Source organism: Rhodopirellula sp. UBA1907, assembly GCF_002337565.1.
Lineage (GTDB): Bacteria > Planctomycetota > Planctomycetia > Pirellulales > Pirellulaceae > Rhodopirellula > Rhodopirellula europaea.
The window spans coordinates 2,882-11,597 of sequence record NZ_DDGH01000089.1; the positions used below are offsets into that span (position 1 = coordinate 2,882).

At 53.3% G+C, this 8,716-nt stretch carries 5 protein-coding genes; 1 reads left to right on the plus strand and 4 read right to left on the minus strand.

What is annotated here, in order from left to right:
* Positions 1–132: 132 nt before the first annotated feature.
* The 3 genes from B2R17_RS19345 to B2R17_RS19355 all read right to left on the minus strand — a co-directional run bounded on the left by B2R17_RS19345 (position 133) and on the right by B2R17_RS19355 (position 5,854).
* Entirely contained in the window at positions 133–2,004 is a 1,872-nt protein-coding gene (locus B2R17_RS19345; protein ID WP_008671229.1) for a sulfatase-like hydrolase/transferase, read from the minus strand.
* Between the two features lie 159 nt (positions 2,005–2,163).
* Entirely contained in the window at positions 2,164–3,495 is a 1,332-nt protein-coding gene (locus B2R17_RS19350; RefSeq protein ID WP_008671227.1) for a lipopolysaccharide biosynthesis protein, read from the minus strand.
* 304 nt (positions 3,496–3,799) lie between these two features.
* Positions 3,800–5,854, minus strand: a complete 2,055-nt coding sequence (locus B2R17_RS19355) for a hypothetical protein (protein ID WP_286765264.1) — start codon at positions 5,852–5,854, stop codon at positions 3,800–3,802.
* 714 nt (positions 5,855–6,568) lie between these two features.
* Here B2R17_RS19355 and B2R17_RS19360 point away from each other — a divergent pair.
* Entirely contained in the window at positions 6,569–8,242 is a 1,674-nt protein-coding gene (locus B2R17_RS19360) for a hypothetical protein (protein ID WP_008671223.1), read from the plus strand.
* A gap of 24 nt (positions 8,243–8,266) precedes the next feature.
* Here B2R17_RS19360 and B2R17_RS19365 read toward each other — a convergent pair.
* Positions 8,267–8,716: glycosyltransferase (locus B2R17_RS19365; protein ID WP_286765265.1), on the minus strand; the 450-nt coding region annotated here is incomplete at its 5' end.

Sequence of the window (8,716 nt, forward strand, 5' to 3'; positions counted from 1 at the left end):
TTTCTGGGGGGATCTGCAAGCTGTGTGTGACATCACACGACGAATAGAGAAGATAAGAGGCCTGGGTGGAGCGGGGAAGATATGGCCGGTGCTTGTCTGCACATCTTACGGCTGGCAACGAGGCGTCAGACGCTATTCAGGATACGACTGATCGAGGTATTTACGTGCGATCTGACCGTGGGCAACCGTTTCTTCAACGGAGGATTGCCGCAAATTTCCCTGTCGGTTTCTCGCCTCGAGCAGTTGGAAATGTGGCGTCAGCAGGGAAATCTCGACCTGAAGGCCAAAGAAGGTGGGGGTTGAACCCGTTTCGTGCGAAATGAGCAAAGCTTGCTCTCGCAAGTAGTCCGCGATGGCGATGACTCGTGGAGGAATGATGTGTTTGGACACATCGCGACCATCGAAACTTGTCGGATTGCTCGTCTGGATGTCGCAGAGCGATAAGAGGGTGGGCAATAGATCGGCGTGGCTTGTGAACTCTTGGACTTCTTTCCTAGGAACGTTTCTGCCAACGACGATTGCTGGGGTCTGGGTTTGCGAAGCGGATAAGCGTGTCCCGTGACCGATTGTTCCGTCATCTAGAAACGACTCGCCATGATCGCCAACGATGGCCACGATTCGGTTGGGGTGTTGCAGCAGCGGAGCAATCAGGTGGTCGACTGTCCGAGCCGAATTGCGGTAGCGATTCCAGATCGGTTCCCGGTCGGCTGGTCCGAACGGAATGGGATAATTGCGAGATGCGGCAGGCTGATCCCGATCAAAACGAGGGTCAATCTCAAATGGGGCATGAGTCGCGTACAGGTAAAGAACGGCTAAACGCGGCCCTCGCTCGGCATGATCTGCCAAGAACTGTTCGCTTGCCTGAATTGCTCGGCGGTCTGATTGCAGACCGTCATAAGCACTCACCTCAAACGTATCGTAGACCTCATTTCGAACGAAGGCATCCATTTGGAATGCGGCCCAGTCATCCGCTCCGCCGAAGAAACCGCATTCATAGCCAGATTGGTGAAACAAACGATTTATCGCTGGTGCGTATCTCACATCCGATCGGTAGAACCAGACTGCGTCCAAACCGTTGAACAGTGAGAACAGGCCCAGGGAACTCGCGTTGCCACCAGAGAAATGCCGCTGCATCCAAAGACCATCTTCGGCGGCAATGCTCACATGTGGCATCACATCCAAATCAATCAACTCTGGCCGAAGTGATTCCACCACGATGAACAGAACATCGGGGCGTTGCTTGGGTTCAGTCGTTGCTACGTTCAGACGAAATGCTTGTGTACGACGACGAATCGCAGCATTCGTCAACTTCAGGGAAATAGCTTCGTTCGCCAAGATCGCCGTCACATCGTTTCTTTTGGGAGCTGGCCAACCGATGACGCTGAATGCATGTCGTGAGGGTTCCGCTTGCACCTCGGCTAGGACAGTCGGCCAAGACAGCCACGCGGGGATTGCGAGCAAGAAAATCGCACCTACCCAGGCAATTGAAGCTCCCAGTGAACTCAGGTTGTTCCCCGCATCGCTGCATCGCTTCGCAACTCTTCGGGTTGCAATCCGTCCGATTTGGGTCAGTAGAAGTAGTAACGCCAATCCGATTCCAAAGCGCGTCGCCATGCCCAAGTGCAGGTAAGGCAGCAACCCAAACATTTTCTCGGAAAGAAGGCGGAAGGCTTCAATTGAAGCGACATGCATTCCGGTCCACCGATGAACGATCAGATCTACGAAGATCCAATACCACCAGCATGTCATCATTGTGCAAGCCAAACGCTCGTATCGCAGAACACAACCGGCGACAAACAAGACAGCCAAAGGGAGGGATGTCTGCAGAATCCTCCAGGTCGCGACCAGGAAGCGAGCAGACTGTTCGGCTGGAAGGGCTTCATCGAATGAATGCCAGCAGAGCATCATGCTAATCGCCAGCCCAACGAACTGAGCCCACAGCAAGCTTCGCCAACGCCATTGTTTGGACGGTTGGTGTGAATCAACGGAGCGACGCTTCGTCATCTCACCTGGCCTCCATTGCAAAATGAGAAATTGAGCGTTGGACGAACTGCTCGCGAACGGGCGCTGATGGAATGCAACGTTAGTTTCCGAACGGGTATCCGTTGGCTTTGAGATCCGTGGCTGAACGGGAAACGAACTGGCGAAATTGATTCGCTGCTCTCATTCGTCATGATGCCACTGTCGTCGCAAATGAAACCATCCCACCGTCGATAGCGGAAGGTAGACGATCCCCTGCATGAATAGAAAAGCGAGGCTTACACCAATTGCACCATAGTGGAACCCTGCCCACCAGATAAGTAAGCCACTGATACAACAAGCTATCAAACTCAGAGTTAGATAAGGTGATTTGCCGTGAGCATGGAGGTAGAGCCATTGAAACTCGAATACCAATGCTGTCCACAATCCAGTGATGAGCAGTGTCGTAGGAAGTACGGGAAGAAAACGATGTGCGTAGCGGAAGTCGAAATAATCCAATCCAGCCACACCCAAGACAAACACACAGCCAAGCAGAGCTAGCAAGCTAGCAGCGATCTTTCCAACTCGGAAATAAATTCGATCAAGTTCCTTGTAGTTTCGCTCCGCGATCAAAACGCCAAATCGAGGGACGCGAGTTCGCACCCAGGATGAACAGGCCATTCGCATCGATTGCAAAATGTTCCAAGTCAGGCCGAATTGTCCAGCAACGACAGCGTCTTGGTACCGGAACAAGACCGGAAGCATCACATCCGCATTGAAGTAGTTGAAGAAACCCTTCAACATCAATTTCGACTGAAATGGCCAGACCTCTTTGCGCCAGGCAACCCTTTCTCCCGTCGGGCGTTTGGCGAAAGCCGTGAAGAAGCGGGGGTATTTCCCCACCATCCAGCCGATTTCACAAAGCAAACGCACCGCCGTTGCGATCGCGGGAATCCAGAGAGCGGCACCCAACGGAATGGCAATCCAAACGACGAGGCTGCCTGCGATGCCACGGACCAAATTAAGCTTGTGTATTTCGCGAACCTGATCGCATCCTTCCAGCACTGCCAAGAATGGAATCAACGCGAATGCAATCGAAGAAAGCCCCACCAATGTCAACCATGGGCCCCGCCAGGTTATTGTTTGAGCCGACGGATCATCGGCAAAGAACCACAGACCAAAGAAACTTGCGATAGCAGCAAAGAGTGACGCAAGGACTACCTGCATCACCACCGAGATTCGCATTAGATGAGTCAGTCGCGAAATTGCATCAGACTTTCCAACCAGTCGATTGCTGTCGTCCAGATCGAGCTGACTCCAAATATGGCTCGTCATGGTCACGATGGTCTGGGGGAACGCTAGTTCGAAGAACATTTGGAGGCCAATCACGGACCAGAATGTTACATAGAAACCCTGCACTTCAGGTGTGAAAAACTGAACCACCAACCAAAGTGTCACTGGTCCAGACACGAATTGCCAGTACCGTGTTGCGACCGCATAAAACGTCGCCCGATCGACTTCTAATCGATTTAGCATTCGACGCGGCCACGAGCGTCTTTCTGTTGGAGTGCTATTGCTCATTGCGGCTCACCCGTAAGCGAACGATACGCAAGCCGAGTGCTTGATCGGAGGAGTGACACTCGGTGAGCCTTCGATATGAGGATGGATTGGGAACCGGATGCCAGTTCGACGCGTGGCGGTACAGCAACAAAGATCGTGAGTTAGCTGTCACTGGATGCGTCTATGGGGGCGAGGGACTTTCGAGAAGGCGATCGTTTGCGAATGGGATAGGGGGCTCGCACAGATTGACAGTGATTTGCGTCGTGATGACGTGCGGACATTATTTGGTGGTCAATTCGGCACTCTGGATGGAAAGTTTGGCAATTTCTTCCCCGACCAATTCAACTAGCCTAACTTCGTCGCTACAGCTGTATTCAAAAAGCGGAGCCAAATCCAAATGGACCTCTGAGCCTACGTCGGAGTCGATCACGACTGGATGTAAAACACGAACGTCGAATTCTCCTTTCACAACAACGTCGAATTTGATTGTCGCTCTGTCTGCCATCCTTAGTTGAAGAATAGGATAGCTGGCCGGGTTCCATGGCCCATTTGAAGCACGGAGTTGCAAAGAATCGCTGGTTGTTTCAATCGCTAGCGAAAGACTTGCGTTGGGAGATGAGTTTTGGTCGTGCTGAGATTCGCCGTCATTGTCCAACGCAGATCCATCAAGGATTTCAATTTCCACAGGTGCAAACGCGATCTTTTGCAGGAGGTCGTTGACCTGCAGTTGCTCGAAGAAAGAAGGAGCAATCGATTCGCGAAGCGTGGCATCGGAAACACCGATAGCATCTCCTTTGGTCAACGCCTTCAATGGCAGGCAGGTGATGGTGCGAGGATTGGATTCGAGCATCGGTACTAGCATTCGAAGCGAAGGCCGTTCTCCCCACGGAAACGCTAGTTCCGGAAGTGCATGGGCGATTGCATCTCCCGAAAGATTTGGAAGACGCAGATCCTGGGTCGAGTTTAGCTCCAAATCCGAGACTACCTCGGAACGCAATCGGCTGACGGCGTTTCGCTCACGTATTTGTTCGCGGAGCTTGCTGTTCCGGCACACATCGCGGTCCAAGAAGGGAAGTTCGGCACGGGCACCCAGTTCAATCGCTCCATGCGCCAAAAACGCGAGCACAAGGACACCAAACACGATCCGAACAAGACGCCAGTGAGAACGGTTGTCGGTCGATGTCGCGTTCCACATTCCCTGGATGCAAAAGCTTGCAATCAGGCAAAGCCAAACATAGGCAGGTCCAAGATACTTCGAAGCAACAATGTAATTGAATCCCGGGATCGGACGGCCCAAGCACACCATGGCCGTAATCCCCAGGAGAATCAAAACCAATGCCACAGCTGTTGCTTTCAGTTCTCGCTTCAGACCTTGGATTCCGAAAAGGAAAAACACTGCTGCCGCAATCAAAAACGAAAGCAAGGCTGGCACCAGCAGCCCCACTTTGTCGAAGTGGTGCGGTAGCGGAACAAACACTGTTGCGATCAGTGTCGATATGAAAACAAAGAGTTGTTGGACGAAACCGCTGAGCGTGAGTGGGTTATCCGTCAATGTCAGGAATTCGTTGTTTCCAGGAAGCGAATACGCGTAGCGGTACACGGCCATCGAAAGTGCAACCACGCCAGTGACTGCGAAGGCGAGTGAGCGTCCGTCTCGAAGTGTGTCACGAACGGGGTGAGGGCTGTGCCGTGAAAACAAGCGGAGTGCGGCGAACACCAGGATGGCACATGGCACCCAATAGCCGCTTGGGTTCATCAAGCAGGCTACCAACACCGCGAACACGCATCCGACGAAGTATCCAGATCGTTGTGTCTTCTCCCAGCGGATCCAGGACCAGCAACTCAGTAACCCGCAGGTGGTGATCTGCATGTACTTTTGAAGGATGTACGACCCTGCGGTGAATTCGCCCCATAGGGACCAGTTGATGCACAAGAATAGAAAAGCGAACGTGCCGATTCGATTGATCGAGCATTCCCTTGCGAGGATGCAGCCTGAGTAGAGCATCAGCGATAAAGAAGTGATGACACCTAGATTGTACGCGAATGGATTAGTCCCAAAAATCTCGTACAGTACCGAATACTCCAATCGGAGCAGCGGAAGCACGTGGTCGTTGTGTGTTGACAATAGAGAGCCAGGGAAATCTCCATTGCGCGCGACTTCAACCATGGAGTAGTCGTCGCTTTCAAAGAACCCCCAAAACAAAGTCCGCCAATCGTATGCCAATACAGCAACGACGGCGCACCCTGCCCAAAACAAGTGCTCCGGCAGCGATAGGCTCGCGTAACGTTGGGCTGCTGATTGGTCGTCGATGGTAGTGTCGAGCCAGGAATGCAATCGACAGTCGTAGAAAGATTTCGCTCGAGATCGCAGCGTCCAACTTGCCGTTGAGGCGAGGAGTCCGAGGACACACATCGGAAGAAGCAGCTCTCGTAGCTTGGCAGCCAGTACACGAGCTGATTCTCCATCACCGATGGTGACTGTTTTTTCAACGACTTCGGTTGGAACCAGCCAGAGGACGCCCAATGCAATTGCGAGAAGACCAATCGCCAGCGAAAACCAGGGAAAGGAAGGGATCCCATCACCCCGTTGTTCGTTGCCCAAAATGCCGTGTCCTTTCGATTCGGTCTTCGTTTTGGCGTGAGACGTCGGTTTAAGCTGCGCGGCGGACCGGGGGGTGTCATCTGCCCGGTCCCCGCTTCGATGGTCTCCACCGGTGTCAGCGAACCTCTACGGTCAGCAGAAAAGCACCCTTTTCGTTGCAAAAAAAGACGTCCGTACGTTATACTTCGAACACCGATGAAACTCACTCGGTCAAGTTTTTAACGGCTCTGCCGGCACTTCGAAAGGATGTGAACCCGGTGCAAGCTGGCTTCGCGCTGATCGAAGACGAGCGTTCCACTTTGTTCGATTCACGGTGTCCAAAGCGAGAACGCTAGAGAAAATCGGTCAGAGCCCGAACAGCCGGGCACAAAATGATGCTCTCGCTCGACGATCGGGTGAGAGATCTCGACCATCGTCTGCCACCACACGAACGCTCAAAGGCTTTAGATGATACTCAAGACCCTTCTTTGGGCATTTGCAAGTCTCGCTGCGATTTGTCTTCATTCGAACACGGCTCTCGCGTACACCCCGTTTGACACCAAAGTTGTCAACATGGTCGACCGGGGATTGGTTTACCTCGAGAACGCCGACCCCAAGGACTATCACTACGGAACGAGCGGATTTGCTGGTGGATTGGGCGAGCGTGCCTTGGTTGCTTACACCCACTTCAAAGTGAAACACGATCCTAACGCGCGTGTCGTCCAGCAAGGCATCGCGGCGGTCAAGACGATGGTTGGGGTGATCCGCAGTGGGAAGCGCAATGTTCCCGGGATCAGTTTCGAGGTGTATTCCACTGCCGTCGCCGTCATGTTGCTGGCTGAGGTCGACAAGGACAAATACAAATCGGAGCTGAAAACCCTGCAAGGATTCTTGTACGAATTGCAGTACCCCAACGGAGCATTCAGTTACATCGGCCACAAAACGGGGGATATTTCTCAGACCCAATACGGTGTCCTCGCCATTTGGACGTTGGACCACGCTGGGATTCCGCTCGACTACAAACGCGTCGCGGCGTGCGCGAAGTGGTTGATTCGAGTCCAAGACCCAAGTGGTGGTTGGCCGTACCAGGCGGAGGATCCCGGACCAGGAAGGCCGAACATTCGGCAGAAAGACGTTTACCCTGCGATGGCCTATGCCGGTGGGAGTAGCATTCTGATCGCTGGCGATGCGTTGCGGCTTTGGGGGGATACGAGCCGCTCAGATATGTCGGCCTTTCCGGGTGCTCCAAAGGCAATCAAACTCTACGTGCCAGATGCAAACAGCGAACGGCGTAAGGGCGCGACGGTGAATAGCGAAAAGGTCATCAACGCGATCAAGGCTTCCGATCGATATTTGGCGAACACCGAATACAAGCGAGCTGCTAAGGATTACTACTACTACCAGCTCTACACCCAGGAACGTTACGAGAGCTTCAAGGAAATTGCACTTGGTTTGAAGCCCGACGAGAGTCCTAGTTGGTACAACCAGGGCGTCGACGAACTAATCGGCTATCAAGATTCTAAGTCGGGCGGTTGGGGTGTTGAGGACCATGACCACTCTGGGTCGGTTGCGGGAACTTGTTTCGCGATTTTGTTTCTGATCCGGAGTACTCAGAGAAGTATTGCGGCGGCCAGCAGCGGTACTCTTGCCGGTGGTCAGGGGTTGCCCAAGGACACAACCAAGATTCGTCGCGAAGGTTCACAGATCAAGGGTGAGCCGGTTGGCGCGTCGGTGTTGGATTTGTTGTCGGCTCTCGAGGACGATGGCAATGAAGCTCTGGAAGGAAAGTCGCTGCCCGAGGACATGCAGTTGGCGACCGATCCTAAGGAGTTGCGTGCTCAGTTGGATCGATTGGAGCGGTTGGTTCGAGGCAGCCAGTCCTACCAAGCTCGCCGAGTTGCAGCCCGATTGTTGGGCAAAAGTGACGACATGCGAGTGGTGCCGGCACTCATCTTTGCACTCAGTGATCCTGACTTGGCAGTGCGCCGGTACGCGAGAGACGGCTTGCGATTTATCAGTCGGAAATTTGAGGGATTCGAGATGCCTGACAAACCGACCGAAAGTGAGCTGCGCAAAGCAGAGAGAGCTTGGATGGATTGGTACCTCACTGTTAATCCGAAGCATGTCTTCGTTGATCAGTGATTCTCTTGAGAAGCGGGGCGTCGGTCAGGGCGTCTCGCTAGTGGATGCAGGCACGATGGGCTCGTTCGCGATCGAGCAGCGAATCCAATTGGCGAAATTGTTTGCGATCAGATCAGCACTGTGATGTTGATCCAGGTAGTCGTCCACCTTCGCCCAGTTGATCGCATTGCTTTTTAGTTGCTTGTCGATGTGGTGTGCCAGGATTTCAACGGAGTCGTTGCAATCAACTCCCGCGCCCGAACGCGACAAAAAGTTGTCGTGATCTGACAACGCAACAATGGGCGTGTGAGAGGCGGCAGATTGCAACAGGACGTTTGGGAAACCTTCGTGCTCCAAGCTTCCCGTTGACACGAATAGCTTGGCCGCTGCAAAGGCCGTCGGCATTTGGGCGAAGGGAACTCGGTCGATCAGTTCAACGTTCTTGGGAGCTTCGTGACGAATGAGTCTTTCAATGTCTGGGTCGAATGGATTGAC